Below are 17682 nucleotides of genomic sequence, written 5' to 3'. Positions count from 1 at the left end.
GCGGCCGGTGCCGAGTGGACGGGGTAGAACAGCGACATGTCAGTCACGACGGTCAAGCGCGAGCTCCTCGTCCGGCACCTCGAAGCGTGGGCCGCGGCCGCGGTGCATCGCGGCCGTAGGGCCATCTACGTGCACGGATACGCCGACGTGGACGGCGGGGCAAGCGCCGAGGCGGCCGTGCGGGTGCTCGCCGACCTGCCGGACCTGGCCCGCGGGCGGGAACTGTCCATGGTGGCGGTGGGTGACGACATGACGACAATCACTCCCCGGCTGGGCGAGGTGCAGCAGCAGGCGGGTGCCGGGGCCGGACTGTCGGTGCTGCCGATCGCCGCCACGGTGGAGGTGGCGGTACGGGCGGCCGGGGCCAAGAACGTACCGACGCTGGGCTATCTGGACGCCGGGGCGGCGAGTGAACCGCCGGCGGTGCCCACCGTGGCGTGCCTTGCCGCCGGGAAACCGGCGGAGGTGCTGCTGGTGCTGCCGCCCGGAGCATCGGCGGATCCCTATCGGACGGCCGGTTTTCCGCTGCTCACCGCGGCCGAGCTGGCGACCGGGGAGGAACCCGGGCAGGTGGTGGTGTTCGCGACCGGGTCGGGGAAGAGCCTGGAACAGTTCAAGGAGGCGCTCTGGGCGGTCGACGAGTTCGCCGGCGTCCGGCTGCGCGACCCGGCCGACCCGGAACGCCACCTCATCGACATCTCGCTGCAGCCGCACCCCGGCCCGCTCCGCCGGGAGATCCTGGCGTACCTGGGCCGGGTGGGCGCGGCGACGGTGAGCGACCTGCGGACGTTCGCGCTGACCGGGACGGTCTACCGGGCGGCGGACGCGAATCGCGTGCTGCACCTGATGATCGACGCCGGGGTGGTCGCGCGCGAGCCGGCGCACGGCCGGCTCGGCGGGGACGTGCTGATCAGCCCGATCTAGCTCTTGTCCTGCTTCCGAGATCTAGCTCTTGTCCTGCTTCCAGGACAGCGGGCCGGGCAGGTCGACGCGGTGCGCGCGGGTGCGCGAGTTCCAGGACCAGCGGCCGATCTTGATACTCCAGGACGAGAAACCGTTCTCGGTGAAGTTCAGGATCAGCGGGCCGAACTTCTTACGGCTGCGGAACATGAGGCCCATCGGAAACGCTCCCATCGTGCTGCTTCGTGATGGGCGGACGGTTCCCGATCGCGTCGATCCACAAACGTCAGCGTGGCTGCCAGGCGTCCGGCCGGGTGGTCAGCTTGCGCACGTGCGCCGGCATCCGCCCGCTGACGAGCTCGGCCAGGCTCACCTCGTCGAGCACCTCACGGACCGCGGCCCGGACCGCGACCCACAGGTTCGGAAGATTTTCGGCGGCCCCCGTGTACTGCGTCTCCTCGGGACGCAGACCGCGCACCCCGGCGAGTGGGCCGTCGACCGCCCGGATGATCTGGCCGATCGTCACCTCCCGCGGTGGGTGGGACAGTGTGTACCCACCCTCGGCGCCGCGCTGAGCCCGCACCACCCCGGCACGGCGCAGGTCAGCGAGCACCGCCTCGAGGAACTTGCGGGGCATTTCCTGGTCCTGGGCGATGGCCTGGGCGGACATGAGTGACGGGTAGGCCTGAGCCAAGCTCAGGGCGGCCCGGACCGCGTAGTCGCCGCGCGCGGAGATCTGCACGCGACTATTCTGCCCCCTCCGCGCCGCCCCGGTGCACATACCCCAGGGCGATGTGGGAATTAACCCTCCGCCAGCGAGTGGTCATCCTCAGTCAGCGGGTGGTCGTTGCCCGGGTATCCCGGTCGGACGCTCGTGGAAGTCGCCGCGGAAATGGCCCGGACTCAGCCCGGTCTCGCGGTGGAAGAACCGCCCGAAGTTGGTCGGTTCCCCGAAGCCGAGGACCCGGCCGATCTCGGCGACCGACAGGTCGGTGGCGGCCAGCAGCCGCCGCGCCTGCAGGGCCACCCGGTCGTCCACCACCTGTTTCGCGGTCCGTCCGGTGATCGCCAGACTGGCCCGGGTCAGCGTGCGCACCGAGCAGCCCAGCTCGTCGGCGTAGTCCTCGACCCGCCGGCTCTGCTGATAACCGTCCTCCAGCCGGCGGCGGAACCGCTCGAAGGTGCGGCTCTCCACATTGCCGGAGTCGTGGCCGCCGCCGTCCAGCAGCCGCAGGCGCAACAGCAGTGCGGCGAGCTGGTGCCGGAGCAGAGCCCGGGCCACCTCGCCCCGGGCGGCGCCGGTCCCCTCGGCGTCGGCCGCCAGTTGCGTCATCGCGGCTTTCCAGGCGCCCGGGTCAGGGAGCACCACCGGAGCCGTGGCCGGACCGTCCGGATCGTCGGGATGCAGGCCGGGCAACTCGCCGGGCTGGAACAGGCCGGGCCGGAAGACGACCGTGGTCGTATCGCCCGTGGTCGTCTCCCCCGGTGGCGTCTTTCCCGGCGTCTTTCCTGGCGTCTTTCCCGGCGTCTGGAAGCGGATGGCCTGGCCGGGGCGCGCCCAGAGCAGCGTTCCCGGTCCGGCCAGATGGGACGTGAAATCTACGTCGGCATGCACTGGTCCCGTGGAGATCAGCACGAGCGCGTGACACTCGAGCAGGCCGATGGCGGATCCCGCCGCCACCGGCAGGGCACAGGCACCGACCCCCGCCCAGGCGGGCGGTATACAGGCTGGTACGCGCTCGGCGCGATGAATGAGTGCTGGCATCGACGCTGACGGTAACCGTCGATCGGCGTCGACGCATCCCTTACTGCACTTACCGGGGTATTTGTCTGTTTCGTGCCTCGGTATTCGCTATACGTCCGATTCCGATCCCTTTTCGGAGATCCCGACTTTTCCCGAAAAAAGGACGACCCGCACGGATCGGCAGTGTCCGTGCGGGCCCGGTGATCTAACGGACGTCTGTCACCGACCGGCGAGCAGGCGATTCACCGCCGCATCCACGTCCAGGTGTTCGGATTCCCGGCCACGCGGAACCACCACATAGGTGCGCCGCAGGAATCGGACCAGGACACTGCGCGGCACCTCGAACAGCGCGTTGCCGTCAGGCGACGACAACGCCAGAGCGACGAAGTCCCCTCGCGGCGTGGCCCACGGCCACACCCGGACATCGCCGATACCCGCGGGCTCGTCGAGCCCGGTAACCAGCAGTTCCCGCGCGAAGGACCAGCTCACGGCTTCCCCACCGGCTGATTCCGCGTGGAACAACACATGGACCGCATACGGATCCGACGGGTCGTAACGCAGACTGGCGCGCACCGGCAGTGCCGTCGCGTCTGGCGCTACGAGCCGCAGCGAGGTCTCGACCTCGACGGTCGTTGGACGAATGGTACTCATGGACGAACTCCCCCCGGCACCGCTGCGAGGCTGGTGAACCCCGCGTTTCCCATACTCAGGTGATCCCTGTCGTTACGCTCCGCCATACGCTGATCTCACCCAGTAGTGGGAAGACGGTTCCGAAAACCCCTCCGCCCAGGACGCAAAAAGATATCTTGTCCTGTTCTGCCCATGTACTCGGTTCCGCCCGGCGTCGGGTGGTCCAGCAGTTGACTTACTCCGGTAACGTCCATTCCTCCCGGGTAGTGACGGGGCGCCCGGACACTGGGGGATGAAATGGGTGTAAAACCGGACGACAGGGCTACGGACGTGCGTCTGCTCGACCGTATCCGTTCCACCCCCGGCGGGCGGCTCGCTCTGAAGATCGGCGTCGGAACCGTCGGCACCCTGGTCGTCGCCATCGGCATCGTTCTCATCCCGTTCCCGGGTCCCGGCTGGGCCATCGTCATCCTCGGCCTGGCGATCCTGTCCCTCGAATTCGCCTGGGCGAAAACAGTCCTCACCCTCACCCGCCGGCACGTCAAAACCTGGACCACCTGGGCCGCCCGCCAAACCCTCGCCGCCCGCGCCGCCCTCGGCGCGCTCGGCCTCGCCTTCGTGGCGGCGGTGGTCTACTACACGGTCCGCCTCAGCCTGCACATCGACCTGATCAGGGTCGGTCGCGACCTGCTGCCGAGCGAATGACAGGGACCCGGTTCGCGGGGGTGGGACGGGGTCCGGTAGAGTTCCATCTCGTTGAGGGCGATTAGCTCAGCGGGAGAGCGCTCCGTTCACACCGGAGAGGTCACTGGTTCGATCCCAGTATCGCCCACATAGTCTTCTAGCTGCAAAAATACCCGCTACAGAGATCATCTGTAGCGGGTGTTTTGTCATGATTTTGGGAGCGAACGGGGAGCAGCGGCACCGGTTGGATGGTGACCTCTCCCAAAACACGATTTGTCCGCTCCCTGCGTGAGCGCCACTATGTCGCCAAGGTGGTCACCGTTTCGCGGTGTCCTCCCAGCGCTTTTGCAGGCCGTCGACGAGTCGTTGTTCGACGGCGGGGCTGACATGGCTGTAGATGCCGCGGACTCCGGGTAGGCGGTGGCCGAGTCGTTTGGCTTGCGCGACCTCGGGGACGCCGTCTTCGATCATCCAGGTCTTGTGCGTGTGTCGTAGGTCGTGGAAATGCATGCCGGGGATGACGGGGACGATCAGCTTCTTCGGGTCACCGTCGGTGGCGGGTCGCCAGAAGCGTCGGGCGAAGTTCGAGCGGCGGTGGAGGCCGCCGTCGGCGCCGGCGAAGACGTGGACGTGGTCGCGGCTGTCCAGATGCTCACGAAGCCGGGTGACCAGGAACGGTGGTAGCGCGATGGTGCGGACGGCGGCGGGGGTCTTGGGTGGTCCGAGTTCAAGGGTGCCGGCGATCTCGTGGAGGGCCCCCACTTTCGGGTCGATGTGGATGCGGGCGTCCCGGAGGTCGCAGTTGTGTCGTTGCAGTCCGACCAGCTCGCCCCAGCGCATGCCGGTGTAGGCGGCGGTGATGACGAGGGTGGCCTCGGGCTGGTTGAGGTGGCTGGCGATGGCGAGAACCTGGGCGGGGGTGGCCCAGGGGCGTTCGGCTTTCGGGACGGCGGCGGGGCGTAGACGGCGGCAGGGGTTGATGGTGATGCGGCGTTCTTCGACGGCTTCGCCCAGGAGCATGGACAGCAGGGCGAGGATGTCGGTGACAGTGGCCGGTGCCCGGCGCTGGCTGAGCTCTTTGATCCAGGTCCGGACCATCATTCGGGTGATGTCGTTGTTCGGGGTGTCGCCGAAGCGGGGTAGGAGGTGGACCTTGAGGTAGGTCTGGTGTTTAGCGGCGGTGCTTTTGCTGACCTGGTGGGCGGCCAGCCACAGGTCGGCCCATTCGCGGAGGGTGATCTTGCCGCCGCTGGGGTCGACATAGGTGTCCTGCTGCTGTTCGGTCTCGACGGCTTTCACCCGGTCCTGGGCGGCTTTCTTGGTGGTGTGGCTGCTGTCGGTGCCGACCGTGCCGTCCGGGCGCCGGTAGCGGACCCGGTAGCCGTCGCCGCGGTTTTCGACCCATGCCATGGGTTCTCCTGATGTCCGTAGGTGTGGGTGGTGACCGTGGTAGTGGTCAGGCGTCCATGGACGTGCCTGACCGTGCCGGGATCAAGCCGGGTCGTCCGAGGTGCTGGAGCGTGCTCCGGCGGCGATGATCTCGGCTAGGTCTTCCGCGGTGAAGCGCAGGTAGCGGCCGATGAAGGTGCAGGGGATTCAGATGGCGGCCACCGGCAACGTGTTATCGAACATGAGCAGGTCTCGTATCGACGTGTTGCGTCCAGTCGGACGGGACGACTATGGGCAGGGAGAACGGACAGCCTTGAGGCATGCGACCACTGCGGACGGTGGGTGTGCACGGCGAGGCGCTCACGTGCGGACGCTCCGCTGAGTGCCATTCTGCGGTTGGTGGGAGCTCGGGAGATTGCAGTCCGACTTGGGGTGTCTCGGCAGAGGATCCAACAGCTGGCCGATCGTGACGACTTCCCAGCGCCGTTCCAGGAGTTGAAGATGGGGCGTGTCTGGTGGGAGCAAGAGGTTGAGGAATGGATCCGAAGGTGGCAGTCGGGGTAGTCACCGAGTGGAGTCGCTGATCACGGAAGCAAGAACGCTGCCCAGCAGTCGGCCGAACGGGTCGCTGACCATCTTGCCGAGCGGAGTCAGATCTTCCTCGAAGAGGATCAGATCGACGTACTCGCAACATTGCTATGCCTGTTCCTCGGCAATAACGGACAGACGGCAGGCTCAGAGAAGCCGTACCGCCCTGCCCAGTTGCACACCGATACTGCGGACGGCATCCGGTGAATGGGCGAGCGCGGACGTGGCGCTGGACACTTCACCGGGCGCCGGCTGCGCCCGAGGCCTTGAGCCTGCTACTTGACCAGGTGCGTGGCATCGGCCTGCGCAATCCCGCCCATGCCGCCGAGCATCTGCTGTCCCTGCTCGCTGCCGGACCGTATTTCGACCGTGGGATAGAGGCCGAGCTATGGATTTTGCTCGCCGAGTTACTTAACCAGCAGGACGACATCACTACCGGGCTTACCGCCGTACACCGAGCCGCCCAGCTTCTCGAAACCGATGCTCGCACGGACTGGTCTCGCCTGATCACCTTGCTCGGCGTCAGCGCGGACCTCAGCGTCCAAGCCGACGACTCCTCCGCGGTGGAAGTCTGCGACCACTACCTCAGTGTCATCACCAACACTCATGCTGCGGATCCCCAGCGTCTGATAACGGGACGCGCTCTGCGAGCAGCCGCCGCCTACCACCGCCGCTGCGACTACGGCCGCTCGCAACTCGACAGCCTCTGCCGTGTCGCTTCCCGCCATAGTCCTATGAAGCAGATGCTGGAAGCCGGCGTCGAGGCGATGCGTGATCGCTGCAGGGGAGTCCTGCCCCCGACCCCAACCCGGATACCCGCACTACCCGGTGGTTTGCTGAATCCGCACCTCTCCAGGGCCGACCCAGACTTCTTCGCATACCGGATCTGGCATGTACGGACACGCGGTCACCATTGTGATTGACAGGCGCATTGACGGATCTGCACCCGCCCAGGGTAGACCCGGACTTGATCAAAGCATGGCTGCCTGGTGTTCGATACTGCTGAACTTTTTGTTGGCGACGGGCGTGTACCAGTGCGATGGGTCAGACCGTCGTCTCGTCGTATCAGCAGTTCACCAGCCTGCAGACAGGTGACGTCCAGCCAGGTCCCGGAGCAGCACGTCTGCGTGCGGGTCTGCTCTCCTCAGCAGGGTTGCACACGTCGCGCTGTATCTCTCCGCGCCTGTCAGGCTACCTGCGATCTGCGGTCGCGTTTCGCGACTCTTGTAAGGTGTCGGGTTCGGTCTAGAACGGGGGAGTGGTTGAACGTGCAGCCTCTGGTTTTGCAGGTCGATGTCGAAGCGTTGCACGGTGCGGGTCAAGATGTGGCAGAGGCGGCCGCGACCCTGCAACAGACGCTGAAGTCGGCCGGCTCCGGTCTCGCGCCTGCACCCCAGACGGGTTCCACGGCGACAGCAGCCGCGCAGAAAGCGGAGACGGCGTGGCTCGCTGATCTGCAACGGCTCGCCAGCCACGTCGACGAATACGGCCGAACTCTGACAACGGCGTCGAAAAAGTATCGGTCCACTGATCAGGCGAGTGCCGATGCGTTGGAAGCCAACGGGCCGGAGGTGGGTCGATGAGTGGCCTGACGCTGCAAGACCTGCTCGAGTTCGACGCCGGGCCTTGGCACAGTGCAGCCGACGTCTGGCAGCAGGTTGCCCGCGGTCTCGATACCGCGACCGACCAGCTGATCGTGGGCACCCGTGATCTGGTTGCGGTGTGGCCGCACGGCGGTGGATCGGAAGCGGCTCGCCAGAAGGCTGCCATGCTGCGGGCCGAGTTGGAAAATACGTATCTGCCAGCGAAACGCCTGGCCGACGCGTTTGACCAGCACGCATACGCGATGAAGAGCCTGCGGAGCCAGGCGGAGGGAATCGTCGAGTCGGCGCGGCACGCTGGCTACACCGTCGACTCGGTGGCCGTCACGATCACCGCGCCCGCGTCGGCGTACATGGGCGGCGACCTCGACCGGACCGGGCGGGAAACCGGCACCCTGCTCAACGACCTGCGCCAAGTCGTGGAGTACGCACGCGCACAGGACGACGCGACGGCCGCCACGATCAACGGCAACGTGCCTTCGCCTCAGAACGGTTTCGGCGCCAGTCCGCCAGGCGCAGCTGCCCGGGCTGAGGAACTAGCGAAGAAGCTCCTGGACTCGAACTACCGGCCTACGCCGGCTGAACTCGACGAACTGCGGAACCTGATCACCCTGTACGGCCGAGACAAGGTCTTCGACTACGACTTTCTGACCGCGCTCGGACCCAAAGGCTTGCTGCAACTCAATGGCGTGCTGGCGACCTACCAGCCCGACGGCCCCGGCAAGGACGCCGACGGGTGGATGTTCAGCAACGAGACTGCTGACACGGTCCGTGACCTGCAGAACGGTCTCGGCTTGATGCTGGCGACCGCGACCGAGCACACCGGCACCCAGACCGGTCCGCGCGGGGATACCTACGTGCCCGGTGATCACGAGCTGTCCGGCCAGTGGGTTGGCGACCTGATGGCCGCCGGACGCAGCAAGATGACCGTCGTAGGCCCCTACGGCCCGCCTCAAGATGTCAACGTCTACGGGTATCAGCTACTAAGCCCGCTGCTCCACAATGGGTCATACGACGCTCGATTCCTGACTGCGGTCGGCGGGGACATGGTGGATTTCGAGATGTCACAGGGCAAGAACAGCGGACTGTGGACCGCTGAACGCGGTGACAACCTGCGCCTGGACTGGACCCATGGCCATGACGACAATACCGTGGCGGCCGGCTACGACCCTATGAACGGCCTGATGGACGCGCTGTCGCGCAATCCGGAGGCTACTCGAGACCTGCTCACCGGTGTCACCAGTTTCTCCGCGGACGGCCCGGTCGGCGGTCGGCTGGACCGGCTCGACTACCTGCTCACCGACCGGAACTGGAACGCGGACGTTCCCGGTGGCTCCGGCTGGTCGAACGAGGTGATGCAGCACGGCGGCGACTACAAGAGCACCGCGCTCGACGACTTCGGTACCGCTCTCGAATCTGCCACCACTGGTGAGCCCAGCCCGCAAGCCCGGCATATCGTCGAGTCGATCATCTACGAGACCGGCGTCGACGAGCAGGCTCAGGGCTACCACAACGGTGTTATCCCCGGTCACGGCAAGAGTGAGGACTTCGCCCACTCCGACCTCATCCAGCCGCAGCTGCGCCAGCACCTCGCAAAGATCACATCCGCCTATATCTTCGACGTGAACCTCAACATCGCGGACGGCCACAATGCGATCCCCGGCCAGACCCTCGATGTCGACCACAACCACCTGGTGCGATTCCTAGCCGACCTGGGCAAGGACCCGGGAGCACACGAGACGATCGCCAAGGCCGAGGCTGCGTACGCGGCAGGCAGCTACGACGAGATCCTGTCTGGCCGGCAGAACCCGCACAACGGCCTTGACCGCAACCTGAGCTCGATGGAGAACGTCTCGCACAACTACGGCAGTGTGATGGGTGCGCTCGACAAGGGAGCGAACGATGTTCACCACATCACCAGCGCCCAACTGGACGAGGCCTACAACAACAAGGTCGAGAGCCACTACAAGATCGCTGGCCGCTTGGTCGACGAGGTCATGGGTAAGGTCACCAGTAAGATCACGGTGCCGGTCGCCGGTGACCTGGCCAAAGAGTACGTCGACGGCCTGATGTCTCAAGCCGAGGAACAGGCCAAGGTCGACAACACCGGCCACGTCACGTACGAGGTCGGCCAGTCGCTTGGGGCCGCCAGAAACACCGCGGTCGGCCTCACCGAACAAGCCCTTTACGACAGCGGCAAACTTGAGGATCTGCCTGAGCGGCTCCTGGTGGACGGCCATCCCAAGCCGGTGAGCGCATGGGACGGCGACGATATCAAGGAATGGCAGCGGTGGAAGGCACACCTCGGCCAGAGTGTGCTGGGTAATGCCGCCAATAGCGCCGGGGACAACTATCAAAAGGGCTACGAGTGGGCGGGAGAGATTCTCAAGTGAGGAGCAGGACGAGCCGGTCCAAGCCGACGACTCTCGGCGTGCTGCTTGCCGCCGTGACGGTCGGTCTGACGACGGCAAGTTGCACGAGCGATGATCCGCCTGCGACCCCAACGGCTTCGCATGCGACACCCGTAAGCTCCGCTAGGCCCGTCCTGACCTACGACGAGGCGTACAGGAAGTTGCCGATGAACGGGACCAAGGATCTGCCGATCACCTGGGACCTGTCCAAGACACCGGACGTCGACGCGGTCCTCGGAGCACGTCGAGGTCTGGTGTACCGGTACTGGGATTTGAGTGCGACCGACTCGACCACGGTCAGCCCGATCGGGCGATTCGTTTACACCGAGCGGTACTACCAGCAGTTCCTGGCACCCTTCGCGACCTCGACGAGTGACAACCCGTCGATCGGCCCGATCTGGGTCAAGGTCATGGGCGTCGAGACGAACAGCGCGGATCGCATGACAGTCACGTTCTGCGCCGATCTCGGCTACTGGCACGAGGCCCAGCAGAAGAACCCCGGAGTCCGCAAGGGGCGAGCGAACCTTGAGTCTTACGTGATGCAGGACGTCCAGAGCAGTGACGGCGAACGTCATTGGCTCGCCGATGACCTCCTCGATAAGGATCCGGACCGTAAGGCGAAATACGGTACGGAGTGCACGGAATGGGCTCAACACCAGCCCTAAGAGGGCGTCTGATTCACGTAGTTTGTGTGTTATGCCGTTTTAGGTGTCTTGCCAGGTTGGGGTGGTTTCGTCGACGGCTCTCTTGGTGAGGTTGTCGATCATGGCGATGCGGATCATTGTGGCCGAGGTGGCCGGGAGAGTTTCGTAGTCACGCGCCAGGCGCCGGTGTTGCATGAGCCATCCGATGGTGCGTTCGACGACCCATCGCCGTTTGATCACTGAGAAGCCTTTGACCTGCGGGTCCGTGGTGACTATCTCGACGTCGACGCCGAGCGTGGCGCCATGTTCGACGACCTTGGTGCGGAAGCCGGCATCGCCCCAGGCCTTCGTGAGAGTGGGGTAGATGCGGGTGGCCCGGTCGAGTAGGTCGATGCCGATCGTGTTGTCGCTGACGGAGGCGGCGGTGACGATCATAAGATCATGCACGCGCGATGCCTGAGAAGATCGTCCGCTAGTGCGTTGACCACGAACGTTCACCGGGTCCGATCCGTCAGGCGGCCTTCGTTCGGGGTCGGCCCCAGCGTTGTTGACGTTCGCTGCGAACCCGGGCTCGTTCGCGGCGTTGCGCGGCCAGGACGTCGGGGTGGCGGGCGTTGGCGTTGCGCCAGCGCAAGTATTTCTGCAGCTTGCGAGCTAAGACGGTGTGGTTCGGGTGGTTCGAGTTCGCCATGGTGAACATGCGCAGCGGCCCGAACTGCGCCTCGATCGGGTTGGCCCAGGACGCGCTGGTCGGCGTCAGGCATAGCTCGACCTTGTTACGAGCGGCCCAGGCCCGGATGGTCGGCGTTTTGTTCGCCGACAGGTTGTCCATGATTACGTAGATCGGTGCGCCGTCCGGCCGCGCTTTCCGGATCGATTTGAGCGCGGACAGGGTGTGGTCTGCGCCTTTGCGTCGCCGGTTCACGCCCCAGAGCTGGTCGTCGCCGAGGCTGTAGCAGCCGTGGAAGTAGCGGATGCCGTGCGTGCGATGGTAGGTCGCCGGCAGCCGGTCCGGATGCGTTCGCGGGGCCCAGCCGCGGCCGTGGTTGGGGCGGATCGACAACGGCCGGAACTGGTCGGACGCAAAGCTGCGGGTCGGGAATTGGGTGGTGACTTCCTCGATCCGGTCGAGTTTGGCGTCGAAGTCCGGGTCCTTCGACTGCTTCCAGGTCCGGGTCCGCTGCCAGCTGACCTGGTTGCGGCGCAGGATCTGTCGCAGCCGTTCCCGGCCGATGATGACTTCGCGAGTGGCGTCGGTGGCCAGAAAATCGGCGAGTTTGCGCAGGCTCCAGCAGGTGAAGGGCCGCCCGAGCGTGCTCGGGCGGGCCGTGGCCGTCGCGACGATGAACGCTTCATCGTCGTCACTGATCCGGCGGGGACGGCCTCCCGCCCACTGAGGGTCCAGCGCACGTAAGCCGATCTCGTTGAACGAGTGGATCACGTCGCGGACGGTGTCCTCATGCCCGGCGATCAGGCTCGCGATTGCTGCGACGGGTGTCCCGGACGCGGACGCCATGATGATCAACGCCCGGCGCACCCGGACCGAATCGTGCTTGCCTCTGCGGACTAGTTGTTGCAGCTTGCGGCCTTCTTCTTGCGTCAACCGCCGTGCCCTGACCGGCTCGGCCAACCCGCTACCTCACTCTCCACGACGAATGTCATCGCCGTTGAGAGTGAGGTGTTCCCAGCAGTTACCGGTGGAAGTGATCCGGCGTGTCATCGACCCGGTGAACGTTCGTGGTCAACGCACTAGCGGCCGGTGACCCGCATGAGGCCGAGCGCTGGTTTCGAACCTCTTCGGACGCGGGACATTCGTTCGGTCGACGTCGCCTGCTCACCTTCCTGCTTGATCATGACCGCGGCGACGAGGCGTGGGAGGTGGCGCGGCTCGCCGCGGATCAGCGGCAGGCGGGATCCGTACGGGACGCGGTCGACCTGCTGGTCCGCCGCGACGGGCATGCCGGCGCCGCTGAGTGGCTGACGCCGCGGGCTCAGGACGACGACTGGGAATCCGTGGTACTGCTCATCGAACAGGTGGAGCTGAGCGGACAGGCGGATGCTGCCGCGGAGTGGCGCCTGCGGGCGGCGGAACGCGGTCACGGCGAGGTCGCCCGGCGTCTGGCGGAGAGCTACACGGCAGCGGGCGATCATGTGCGTGCCGCCGCCGTCCTATGGCCATCCGCCACCACGGACCGCAGATCGGCGGGGAAGCTGCTCGGGGTGCTGGCTGCCGCCGGTGACATTGATGGGCTCGAGAAGCTGCACCGCACGCGAGTTTTGCTTCGCTTGGCGTACGGGGTGGGAGAGCTGGCGGACTTCCTGGCCTCGCACGGCCGGGAGGCTGAGGCCGAGGATGTCGAGCAGTACGGCATCGAGCCGGACGGCTCCACGGCGCTGAAGTGGCAGATACCGGACGACGTACTGGAGACCTTCGCCGCGGCCGCGGTCGGTAAAGCCGTGGCTGAACAACGATGAGCGGCACGGCGGGTTCTTCGTCGGCGCACGCAACGGCCCTTCCTCGAGGAGTTCCGCGCGGTCCGTAATGTAATGAGGCCGCTCCATCTCGTGAAAACGGTAGCCGTCGAGGCGGGTGCGCCCGGTCAGCTGTCCTCGGGCGACGATGACGGATACCCCTTCGGATGGCACCCGGGAGAGCTACTCCGGCAGGGCGAGACAGGCGCTGGCGGCCTGATCCGCGTCAGCGCCCGCGAGCCGGCCGCCACCGGGGGGCGACGTGCCGGCGGGCGACGCACCCGCGGTGTAGTCCGGGGTCGCCGGCACCTGGCCGAGCCGGGACCAGACGCCGATGCCACCGGCGACGAGCACGACTGCGGTGCCCATGGCGATCATCGCCTGCCGCCGCCGTCGCGCGCCCTGCTTGGCGCGTAGCTGGGCCAGGACCGCCTCAGGGTCGGGGTCGTGGCGCGACAGGACGTCGCGCAGGTGGGCCGGATCCATCGGGTATCAGCCTCGTTCCGCAGTTGTCGCTGCCAGCCGCAGGGCCGTACGGGCATGGGACGGAACACCCCTCGTTGTGGAGGGTGTCGCGGGAAGATCCGGGATTGGTTACCACACGGGTCGGCCTCCGGCCGCGACGGTGCTGTCCCCGGAGGGAACGGTCCGTTGCTGCCTTCCATCAGGTGGAGTCGCTGCAATCGGGTGGTCTGTGGCCGGTCGCCACCGCCGACTATCGTGACCACGACCAAGTCGCCGTCGAGCGCATCTTTCAAGCCCTCGCGGCTCGGGGCTACCCGTCAGGTACGACGGGGACGCCGCAACTGTTCAACAGCGAGAAGGTGCGTGACCGTGGGCTACTGGGGATACATCGTGGCTATCCGCCGGCCTCAAGACCAGGAGCGCAGCGTTGCGCTCGACGCTTTCGGCGAACACCAGCAAGCAGTCGCTGACGACCACCATGGCTGGCTGGTCCGCCAGGTCTTCGGTGCCGAACCAGATCTTGCACGCGCGGTCGCAGCCGTTGCCACTCACACTCAGGCGCCGGTTGTCGGGGCTTACATCCTGGACAGCGACTGTGCCGTCGTAGAAGCGGCAGCACCGGGAGGCGCACGATGGTCCGCCGTGCTGAACCCGAACAGGGCAGCTGAATACGGCGCTCCGGCTGTGGCACCGGAAACCGCGGTGACGGCGGCGGCAACATGGGCTCGAGCGGCGCAGCTGCCGTATGACGGTGACCTGATCCGGCAGGTACTCGCCAGCGAGGAGACCTTCGCGGAAGACCAATTCCTGGCTTTGCTTTCCGCCATGCCGGCAACCGTCGTCGCCCGCTGAGACGTACGTCGTGACGGGGAAGGGGAGGAAGCGACGTGGCCATCGATCTGATCGTCGATCTCAGGAGTAGGAAAATCGAGACGCTCGACGACTTCTGGGATGCCGTGGCGAAGCCCTGCGGACTACCGGCATGGTTCGGGCGAAACATCGACGCCTGGCGCGACACGATCCAGGCGAGAGGGATCTCGGACCTCGTCGATCGCCACGATGCGGTCGTCGTCCACGTCGATCGGGCAGGTCTCTTCTCCCGGAAGGACCATGAGGCCAGAGCGTTGCGGCAGGCCTTCGCCGGCCGCCGTTCGCGACTCGTGGTTCATCAGCCACCACCTTCGGTAGGCCAAGATTGATCAACGATGGACGCCGTGGCTCCGGATTGCCCCGACTGTGAGACGCGATGGCATGGCCGAGGCGGTGCGCTCGGCGGCGAGGTGGGCGGACAGCCCACTCCCGGGCCGGGCCGCCCGGGTGGCGCGCCGCCCCGGCGATGGCATCGGCCGCTGAGGCGGTCCGCCCCGGCCGGGCGGACCCGTCGTCGCCACTCAGCTCTCGGCGAGCTGGCCGTTCGTGGAGATCCACGGAAGCGCCTGCCTGAAGGCCTCCCGCCAGAACGTGATGTTGTGTTTGCCCGGTATCTGCAACCATTCGACTTGCATTCCGGCGGCCTGGCAGGCGGCACGCACGTCCTGCTGCTGAGGTAGATATCTGTGGTCATCGTTGCCGGCGGCGAGGAACGCGGCGGTCGTCGGGAAACGGGTCCGTTTCATGATGTCCAAGGGGTTGATGCGGGTGAAGGCCGCGTTGTCGCCGCCGAAGACCCGCTGCACCGTGGTGACGTGGGCGCCGAGGGTGGGCTCACGCTGGCCGGAGATGTCCACGAATTTGCCGTAGAGGGAGGGCGCGCGTACGGCGAGTTGCAGCGCGCACGTGCCGCCGTGTGAGTAGCCACCCACGAACCACTGCTGTCGGTCGGAGGCGACCTGCAGGTGGGCCCGGATCCACGCCGGCACGTCCTGGGTGAGGTAGGTCTCGACATTGCCGAGCGGGGAGTCGACACACAGCGGGTTGGCCGTCGTGGCGCCGAGGTCGTCGACGACGACCACGACCGGTGCGAGGCCGCGGTGGGCCTGGGCGAACGCGTCGAGCGTGTCGGCGAGGCGGAGGTTGGTGAGCCATTGCTTGGGTTCCCCGGGCTGGCCGGCCATCAGCACCATCACGGGGAGGACCGGTCGCGGGAGGACCGCGTACGCCGGCGGGAGGTAGACGTAGCCTGGGCGGGCCGGGAACCGGGAGACGACCCCGGGAATACCGACCGGGTAGACGACGCCGTGCGCCGGGATCTGCTGGGTGGGCTTCCAGGAGTCGATCAGCATCGTTCCCGCGGCGGCCGTGACCAGCTCGCTCGGGGGCACGCCGCCGGGCAGCGGCCGGGCCCGGTCGCTGTGGGCGGCTTCCCGCAGGGCCTCCACGGTCGGGTACATGCCCCAGTAGACGTTGATCTGCACCGCCGAGGTGGTGACGACAGCGAGGGCTGCCACCACGGCAACCGGCCGTAACCGCCAGGAGAGCCGCCGCAGCCGGACGGCGGCCAGCGCGACCGCCGCCAAGCCCACCGCCCCCCAGACGAGGTCGTGGGTGGGGATCTCATCGGGGAACGGCCGCCACACCTTCTCGACGGCGATGTCGAACGCGACGACCGCGGCGACGGCCGACGCCAGGACGATCGGTACGACCCGGGTCCAGAATCTCCTGTCGCGGCGAGCCAACAATCCCACGAACGCGATCGCGCCGGTGATGGTGACCACCCACGGCAACCATCCCGTCAGTAGCGACCAGTCAGCCACCCTGTCTCCTCATCCTCGAGCGGGCACATCGGCACGCAGCCACCTCCGGCTGAGCGCGGTGCGTTACGGCGACGCTCGCTGAGCTGCCGCGCGATCGGGCGCGCCGCGATCCTCGCAGCACGGTCACGGCCAACCGCAGCGCCCGGCGCACCGTCAACCCCGGCAGGTAGGCGCGCATGACGGCTCGACCGATGCGGGGCAGGGACGTGACGTCGGGGTAGGCCAGGTAGAGCGGCAGGTACACCGGCTGGAACTTGGCCTTGAACGCCTGCAGCGCCCGCGACCCGTATACCGGTTCCAGCAGCCGACCGGAGTGCTCCAGCAGGCGCTGCAGTCGCGGCACGCGGCATTCGTGCTGGGCCGAGGTCAGCGGTGTGCCGGACAGGCTGAGGAATTCGGCACCCTCCTGCTTGAACTGCATCGCCGCCGTCGCGATGAGGAACTCCATGACGCCGTTCGTGGCTTCCGGCCGTCGACGCATCATATCCAGCGTCCACCCGACGGTTGCACCGGCGCGATAGACGGGAAGCCAACTGGTGACCGCCTGGACGCGGTGCTCGGCGTCGACCGCGATCAGGCATCGCACGCGGTCGTCCCGCAGCTCGTCGATGCCGCCGAGAGTGAAGGTCATCTCGGGCATCTCCTTCTGCGCCATCCACGCCGCGGAGATCTCCTCGATCTGCTCGGTGATCGCGGCCGCGGAGGCCGGGAAGGAGATCCAGTCGGCCACCAGGCCCTCGCGCCGCGCGCGATTCTGCGCGGTCCGGATGTCCTGCCAGCGGCGACCGGTGAACTGCAGGAGCTCCAGGGGAACCCGGGCGTCGTCGGCCACCCTCAACAACTGCCAGCCGTCGGTGGCCAGCAGCGTGCTGACCTCCTCACTGATGCTGTACAGGCAGGGCGTCCAGCCGTTGCTGCGACAGTGTGCGGTGAATTGCCGCACGGCACCGCGGATCAGGCTCCGCTCGCCGATCGGATCGCTGATCGTCAGCGCGACCGAGCCCACCAGCCGGTACGGCACCACCACCTGGCCGTCCGGAGTGGACCAGTGTCGCACGCCCCGCCACGTCGCCATGTAGGACAGCGAGGAGCCGCCGAAGCGCCGCAGCAGCGACAGCGCGTTGGGGCGACCGGGAGTGGGATCCCGGCGCTGGACCGGCGTACCGCGCATCGAGGGCGGCGCCTCCGCGACCGGAGCCACCGAGCGGTGGCGCTCGGCCCGTTTGAATCGTGTTCCCGAATTTCTCTGCGAGTGGCTCAAGAAGTATCCCCGTAGCTTTCGACATGAACGCGCACCGCGACCGGTGCAGGCGAAGGGTGAGGACCGCTGCGGCCAGCGGTCCAGCATCGAGGTACGTCATGCCTCCAAAGGCTTCTGTATGGACGGTCGCACACGACCGCTCGCCCACCGGACAGTCCGGAAAGGCGCCGGCCCGGATCCTGTCCGGCAGCTTCCCTCCG

The 17682-nt window shown here is 66.9% G+C and carries 18 protein-coding genes, 1 tRNA gene and 1 pseudogene; 10 read left to right on the top strand and 10 right to left on the bottom strand.

The window, feature by feature from the left end; all coding sequences use genetic code 11:
- Positions 1-36: 36 nt before the first annotated feature.
- Positions 37-924: a hypothetical protein gene (locus ACSP50_RS33360; RefSeq protein WP_014693729.1), complete on the top strand. Its 888-nt coding sequence runs from the start codon at positions 37-39 to the stop codon at positions 922-924.
- A 21-nt stretch (positions 925-945) separates the two neighbouring features.
- Here ACSP50_RS33360 and ACSP50_RS33355 read toward each other — a convergent pair whose 3' ends face one another.
- The 4 genes from ACSP50_RS33355 to ACSP50_RS33340 form a co-directional block, all read right to left on the bottom strand.
- Positions 946-1119: a DUF4236 domain-containing protein gene (locus ACSP50_RS33355; RefSeq protein ID WP_014693728.1), complete on the bottom strand. Its 174-nt coding sequence runs from the start codon at positions 1117-1119 to the stop codon at positions 946-948.
- Positions 1120-1186: 67 nt separating this feature from the next.
- Positions 1187-1642, bottom strand: coding sequence for an Rrf2 family transcriptional regulator (locus ACSP50_RS33350; protein WP_043512683.1), 456 nt, complete (start codon positions 1640-1642; stop codon positions 1187-1189).
- An 87-nt stretch (positions 1643-1729) separates the two neighbouring features.
- Complete coding sequence (locus tag ACSP50_RS33345) at positions 1730-2515, bottom strand: helix-turn-helix transcriptional regulator (protein WP_231956770.1); 786 nt, start codon at positions 2513-2515, stop codon at positions 1730-1732.
- A 348-nt stretch (positions 2516-2863) separates the two neighbouring features.
- The gene (locus ACSP50_RS33340; protein WP_014693725.1) at positions 2864-3295 is read right to left on the bottom strand and encodes an SsgA family sporulation/cell division regulator; all 432 of its coding nucleotides are present in this window, start codon (positions 3293-3295) and stop codon (positions 2864-2866) included.
- Positions 3296-3604: 309 nt separating this feature from the next.
- Here ACSP50_RS33340 and ACSP50_RS33335 point away from each other — a divergent pair, with 309 nt between their 5' ends.
- Both ACSP50_RS33335 and ACSP50_RS33330 read left to right on the top strand, forming a co-directional pair.
- A complete protein-coding gene (locus ACSP50_RS33335) occupies positions 3605-3979 on the top strand; it encodes a TIGR02611 family protein (protein ID WP_043512680.1) in 375 nt (124 codons plus the stop codon).
- A gap of 55 nt (positions 3980-4034) precedes the next feature.
- Positions 4035-4106: transfer RNA gene (locus tag ACSP50_RS33330), tRNA-Val, on the top strand.
- Between the two features lie 167 nt (positions 4107-4273).
- Here ACSP50_RS33330 and xerC read toward each other — a convergent pair.
- The gene (xerC, locus tag ACSP50_RS33325; RefSeq protein ID WP_014693723.1) at positions 4274-5368 is read right to left on the bottom strand and encodes a tyrosine recombinase XerC; all 1095 of its coding nucleotides are present in this window, start codon (positions 5366-5368) and stop codon (positions 4274-4276) included.
- An 833-nt stretch (positions 5369-6201) separates the two neighbouring features.
- Between xerC and ACSP50_RS33315 the strand changes: the two genes are divergently transcribed.
- The 4 genes from ACSP50_RS33315 to ACSP50_RS33300 all read left to right on the top strand — a co-directional run bounded on the left by ACSP50_RS33315 (position 6202) and on the right by ACSP50_RS33300 (position 10612).
- On the top strand, positions 6202-6858 hold the full coding sequence (locus ACSP50_RS33315; RefSeq protein ID WP_043512677.1) for a hypothetical protein: 657 nt from the start codon (positions 6202-6204) through the stop codon (positions 6856-6858).
- 345 nt (positions 6859-7203) lie between these two features.
- A complete protein-coding gene (locus tag ACSP50_RS33310; RefSeq protein WP_231956769.1) occupies positions 7204-7518 on the top strand; it encodes a WXG100 family type VII secretion target in 315 nt (104 codons plus the stop codon).
- On the top strand, positions 7515-9929 hold the full coding sequence (locus tag ACSP50_RS33305) for a DUF6571 family protein (protein ID WP_014693721.1): 2415 nt from the start codon (positions 7515-7517) through the stop codon (positions 9927-9929). Before ACSP50_RS33310 ends, ACSP50_RS33305 begins: the two co-directional genes overlap by 4 nt.
- Positions 9930-10114: 185 nt before the next feature.
- A complete protein-coding gene (locus ACSP50_RS33300; protein ID WP_014693720.1) occupies positions 10115-10612 on the top strand; it encodes a hypothetical protein in 498 nt (165 codons plus the stop codon).
- A 39-nt stretch (positions 10613-10651) separates the two neighbouring features.
- Here ACSP50_RS33300 and ACSP50_RS33295 read toward each other — a convergent pair.
- Positions 10652-11020: pseudogene (locus ACSP50_RS33295) on the bottom strand (transposase); the annotation flags it as partial.
- Positions 11021-11102: 82 nt separating this feature from the next.
- Complete coding sequence (locus ACSP50_RS33290) at positions 11103-12221, bottom strand: IS630 family transposase (protein ID WP_014693718.1); 1119 nt, start codon at positions 12219-12221, stop codon at positions 11103-11105.
- A 248-nt stretch (positions 12222-12469) separates the two neighbouring features.
- On the opposite strand from ACSP50_RS33290, the gene ACSP50_RS33285 reads away from it, so the two are divergent.
- Positions 12470-13066 carry a hypothetical protein gene (locus ACSP50_RS33285; protein WP_014693717.1) on the top strand — a complete coding sequence of 199 codons (597 nt, stop codon included), beginning with the start codon at positions 12470-12472 and terminating at the stop codon, positions 13064-13066.
- 180 nt (positions 13067-13246) lie between these two features.
- Here ACSP50_RS33285 and ACSP50_RS33280 read toward each other — a convergent pair whose 3' ends face one another.
- Positions 13247-13549, bottom strand: a complete 303-nt coding sequence (locus ACSP50_RS33280) for a hypothetical protein (protein ID WP_014693716.1) — start codon at positions 13547-13549, stop codon at positions 13247-13249.
- Between the two features lie 348 nt (positions 13550-13897).
- Here ACSP50_RS33280 and ACSP50_RS42740 point away from each other — a divergent pair, with 348 nt between their 5' ends.
- Complete coding sequence (locus tag ACSP50_RS42740; RefSeq protein ID WP_155123704.1) at positions 13898-14380, top strand: hypothetical protein; 483 nt, start codon at positions 13898-13900, stop codon at positions 14378-14380.
- Positions 14381-14415: 35 nt separating this feature from the next.
- Positions 14416-14727: a barstar family protein gene (locus ACSP50_RS33275; protein WP_043512672.1), complete on the top strand. Its 312-nt coding sequence runs from the start codon at positions 14416-14418 to the stop codon at positions 14725-14727.
- A 192-nt stretch (positions 14728-14919) separates the two neighbouring features.
- Here the strand turns inward: ACSP50_RS33275 and ACSP50_RS33270 are convergent, their stop codons facing one another.
- Together ACSP50_RS33270 and ACSP50_RS33265 are read right to left on the bottom strand one after the other, a co-directional pair.
- On the bottom strand, positions 14920-16221 hold the full coding sequence (locus tag ACSP50_RS33270; protein WP_014693715.1) for an alpha/beta hydrolase family protein: 1302 nt from the start codon (positions 16219-16221) through the stop codon (positions 14920-14922).
- On the bottom strand, positions 16214-17422 hold the full coding sequence (locus ACSP50_RS33265) for a bifunctional lysylphosphatidylglycerol flippase/synthetase MprF (RefSeq protein ID WP_052311793.1): 1209 nt from the start codon (positions 17420-17422) through the stop codon (positions 16214-16216). Before ACSP50_RS33265 ends, ACSP50_RS33270 begins: the two co-directional genes overlap by 8 nt.
- Between the last annotated feature and the right edge of the window lie 260 nt (positions 17423-17682).

The sequence above is a fragment of the Actinoplanes sp. SE50/110 genome, assembly GCF_900119315.1.
In the GTDB taxonomy this organism is placed as follows: domain Bacteria; phylum Actinomycetota; class Actinomycetes; order Mycobacteriales; family Micromonosporaceae; genus Actinoplanes.
Note: the sequence above shows the minus strand (reverse complement) of the source record. Positions and strands in the feature narration are given on the sequence as shown.

Bases quoted from the DNA above. Each gene is read 5' to 3' on its own strand.
- ACSP50_RS33360 (WP_014693729.1), top strand. From the start codon at position 37: ATGTCAGTCACGACGGTCAAGCGCGAGCTCCTCGTCCGGCACCTCGAA.
- ACSP50_RS33355 (WP_014693728.1), bottom strand. From the start codon at position 1,119: ATGGGCCTCATGTTCCGCAGCCGTAAGAAGTTCGGCCCGCTGATCCTG.
- ACSP50_RS33340 (WP_014693725.1), bottom strand. From the start codon at position 3,295: ATGAGTACCATTCGTCCAACGACCGTCGAGGTCGAGACCTCGCTGCGG.
- xerC (WP_014693723.1), bottom strand. From the start codon at position 5,368: ATGGCATGGGTCGAAAACCGCGGCGACGGCTACCGGGTCCGCTACCGG.
- ACSP50_RS33305 (WP_014693721.1), top strand. From the start codon at position 7,515: ATGAGTGGCCTGACGCTGCAAGACCTGCTCGAGTTCGACGCCGGGCCT.
- ACSP50_RS33300 (WP_014693720.1), top strand. From the start codon at position 10,115: ATGAACGGGACCAAGGATCTGCCGATCACCTGGGACCTGTCCAAGACA.
- ACSP50_RS33280 (WP_014693716.1), bottom strand. From the start codon at position 13,549: ATGGATCCGGCCCACCTGCGCGACGTCCTGTCGCGCCACGACCCCGAC.